This is a genomic window from Nocardia nova, from assembly GCF_002933465.1.
GTDB lineage: Bacteria > Actinomycetota > Actinomycetes > Mycobacteriales > Mycobacteriaceae > Nocardia > Nocardia nova_B.
Map to the genome: position 1 here is coordinate 1 of NZ_PSZE01000070.1, position 3443 is coordinate 3443.

Here is a 3443-nt window from a genome sequence, read left to right on the forward strand (position 1 = left end):
GTGTGTTGTTTGAGAACTGCACAGTGGACGCGAGCATCTTTGTTTGTAAGTGTGTAAGAGCGTACGGTGGATGCCTTGGCACCAGGAGCCGATGAAGGACGTAGGAGGCTGCGATAAGCCTCGGGGAGCTGTCAACCGAGCTGAGATCCGAGGATTTCCGAATGGGGAAACCCAGCACGAGTGATGTCGTGTTACCCGCCGTTGAATATATAGACGGTGTGGAGGGAACGTGGGGAAGTGAAACATCTCAGTACCCACAGGAAGAGAAAACAATAGTGATTCCGTGAGTAGTGGCGAGCGAAAGCGGAAGAGGCTAAACCAGGAGCGTGTGATAGCCGGCGGGCGTTGCGTTCTTGGGGTTGTGGGACCTGCTTTCTCAGATCTGCCGGTCTGGGCGACAGTCAGAAAAGATCGCGTTAGCTGAATTGGTCTGGGATGGCCAACCGTAGACGGTGAGAGTCCGGTAGGCGAAAACGTGTTCTCTGTTGTAGTGGGCACCCGAGTAGCAGCGGGCCCGTGAAATCTGCTGTGAATCTGCCGGGACCACCCGGTAAGCCTGAATACTCCCTGGTGACCGATAGCGGACTAGTACCGTGAGGGAAAGGTGAAAAGTACCCCGGGAGGGGAGTGAAATAGTACCTGAAACCGTGCGCTTACAATCCGTCAGAGCCTTCCATTTTGTGGTGGGGTGATGGCGTGCCTTTTGAAGAATGAGCCTGCGAGTCATCGGTGTGTGGCGAGGTTAACCCGTGTGGGGTAGCCGTAGCGAAAGCGAGTCCGAATAGGGCGTTTGAGTCGCATGTCATGGACCCGAAGCGGAGTGATCTACCCATGGCCAGGGTGAAGCGACGGTAAGACGTCGTGGAGGCCCGAACCCACTTAGGTTGAAAACTGAGGGGATGAGCTGTGGGTAGGGGTGAAAGGCCAATCAAACTCCGTGATAGCTGGTTCTCCCCGAAATGCATTTAGGTGCAGCGTCGCGTGTTTCACACTGGAGGTAGAGCTACTGGATGGCCTAGGGGGCCCACAAGCTTACCGAAGTCAGCCAAACTCCGAATGCCGGTGTGTGAGAGCGCGGCAGTGAGACTGCGGGGGATAAGCTTCGTAGTCGAGAGGGAAACAGCCCAGATCGCCGGCTAAGGCCCCTAAGCGTGTACTAAGTGGAAAAGGATGTGGGGTCGCTGAGACAACCAGGAGGTTGGCTTAGAAGCAGCCACCCTTGAAAGAGTGCGTAATAGCTCACTGGTCAAGTGATCCTGCGCCGATAATGTAGCGGGGCTCAAGTACACCGCCGAAGCCGCGGCATTCCAGTATTGATCTTGCTTTCGAGCCAGGAGCTGGGATGGGTAGGGGAGCGTCGTGTAGCCAGGGAAGCAGCGGGGTGACCTAGTTGTGGAGGCTGCGCGAGTGAGAATGCAGGCATGAGTAGCGAAAGACGAGTGAGAAACTCGTCCGCCGAATGACCAAGGGTTCCTGGGCCAGGTTAATCCGCCCAGGGTGAGTCGGGACCTAAGGCGAGGCCGACAGGCGTAGTCGATGGACAACGGGTTGATATTCCCGTACCCGTGTATCCGCGCCCAATGGCGAGCCGGTTTTGCTAATCGTCCTGAACCCAATGGACCACCTTCGGGTGGCTGGAGGGGGATGCACGAGACCCAGACCGTAGTAGTCAAGCGATGGGGTGACGCAGGAAGGTAGCTGGGCCCGGTGGTGGATTACCGGGTGTAAGCCTGTAGGGCGTTGTGTAGGCAAATCCGCACAGCATGTGCCTGAGAGGTGATGCGTAGCCGGTTGAGGTGAATTCAGTGATCCTATGCTGCCGAGAAAAGCCTCTAGTGAGTTGGTACACGGCCCGTACCCCAAACCGACACAGGTGGTCAGGTAGAGAATACTAAGGCGATCGAGATAACTGTGGTGAAGGAACTCGGCAAAATACCTCCGTAACTTCGGGAGAAGGAGGGCCCGATCTGGTGATGAGTCTTGCACTCGGAGCTGGGTTGGGTCGCAGAGACCAGAGAGAAGCGACTGTTTACTAAAAACACAGGTCCGTGCGAAGTCGTAAGACGATGTATACGGACTGACGCCTGCCCGGTGCCGGAAGGTTAAGAGGACCGGTTAGCGGAGCGATTCGCGAAGCTGAGAATTTAAGCCCCGGTAAACGGCGGTGGTAACTATAACCATCCTAAGGTAGCGAAATTCCTTGTCGGGTAAGTTCCGACCTGCACGAATGGCGTAACGACTTCTCTGCTGTCTCCACCACAGACTCGGCGAAATTGCATTACGAGTAAAGATGCTCGTTACGCGCGGCAGGACGAAAAGACCCCGGGACCTTCACTATAGCTTGGTATTGGTGTTCGGTACGGTTTGTGTAGGATAGGTGGGAGACTGTGAAGCGGGCACGCCAGTGTTTGTGGAGTCGTCGTTGAAATACCACTCTGGTCGTATTGGACTTCTAACCTCGGGCCATGATCTGGTTCAGGGACAGTGCCTGGTGGGTAGTTTAACTGGGGCGGTTGCCTCCCAAAGTGTAACGGAGGCGCCCAAAGGTTCCCTCAGCCTGGTTGGCAATCAGGTGTTGAGTGTAAGTGCACAAGGGAGCTTGACTGTGAGACTGACAGGTCGAGCAGGGACGAAAGTCGGGACTAGTGATCCGGCACCGGCATGTGGAAGCGGTGTCGCTCAACGGATAAAAGGTACCCCGGGGATAACAGGCTGATCTTCCCCAAGAGTCCATATCGACGGGATGGTTTGGCACCTCGATGTCGGCTCGTCGCATCCTGGGGCTGGAGTAGGTCCCAAGGGTTGGGCTGTTCGCCCATTAAAGCGGCACGCGAGCTGGGTTTAGAACGTCGTGAGACAGTTCGGTCTCTATCCGCCGCGCGCGTTAGAAACTTGAGGAAGGCTGTCCCTAGTACGAGAGGACCGGGACGGACGAACCTCTGGTGTGCCAGTTGTCCCGCCAGGGGCACGGCTGGTTGGCTACGTTCGGAAGGGATAACCGCTGAAAGCATCTAAGCGGGAAGCCTGTTCCAAGATGAGGTTTCTCACCCCTTCGAGGGGGTAAGGCCCCCAACAGACCATTGGGTTGATAGGCCAGAACTGGAAGTGCGGTAACGCATGGAGGTGACTGGTACTAATAGGCCGAGGACTTACCAACAAAGCTGCTACGCGTCCACTGTGCGGTATCTGAAACAACACGCAGATACAGGAAGACGGGATATCGAACTCTGGTGACAGGGGTTTCGGGTTCCGGCTGTCTGTGGATAGTTTCATAGAGTTACGGCGGCTATAGCGGTGGGGAAACGCCCGGTCCCATTCCGAACCCGGAAGCTAAGGCCACCTGCGCCGATGGTACTGCACTCGACAGGGTGTGGGAGAGTAGGACACCGCCGGAACATACATTCAGGGAGGCCCCCAACCAGCAGGTTGGGGGCCTCCCGCAT

At 56.4% G+C, this 3443-nt stretch carries 2 rRNA genes; both read left to right on the plus strand.

Annotation, left to right across the window (positions count from 1 at the left end):
• Nucleotides 1-43: 43 nt before the first annotated feature.
• Nucleotides 44-3157 (plus strand): 23S ribosomal RNA (locus tag C5E41_RS32730).
• A 121-nt stretch (nucleotides 3158-3278) separates the two neighbouring features.
• Nucleotides 3279-3395: ribosomal RNA gene (rrf, locus tag C5E41_RS32735) — 5S ribosomal RNA — on the plus strand.
• Nucleotides 3396-3443 lie beyond the last annotated feature (48 nt).